General features: G+C 55.4%; 1 protein-coding gene. It reads right to left on the reverse strand.

The features are described from left to right. Positions 1-253 (reverse strand): transposase (locus HMPREF2896_RS03800; RefSeq protein ID WP_070717864.1); only part of this gene is annotated, 253 nt, incomplete at its 3' end. Positions 254-278: the final 25 nt, after the last annotated feature.

The raw sequence follows: 278 nt of genomic DNA on the forward strand, positions 1-278 counted from the left end.
CTCGCTTCAGCTCACGGTTTTCGCGGCGCAGACGCCTGAGTTCTTCTTCCATTGTTTCGCCGCCTGAAGCGTCAGAATTATCGCGTACTGAGGCGCTGTCACGGTACCAGGCCCGCAACGTGTGGTGAGATACTCCAAGCAGCTCACCGACCTCCGTGTAGGCGCGTTGCAGTGAGCAAGACTCCAGGCGGACCATTTCGATGATCTGATGGACCGCCTTCTCCTTGAACTCGACGGAATACTTTCTAGGCATAGTTCAATCCTTCCTTAGCTGAGGT

Origin of the sequence: Corynebacterium sp. HMSC069E04, assembly GCF_001813175.1 — a bacterium.
GTDB lineage: Bacteria > Actinomycetota > Actinomycetes > Mycobacteriales > Mycobacteriaceae > Corynebacterium > Corynebacterium aurimucosum.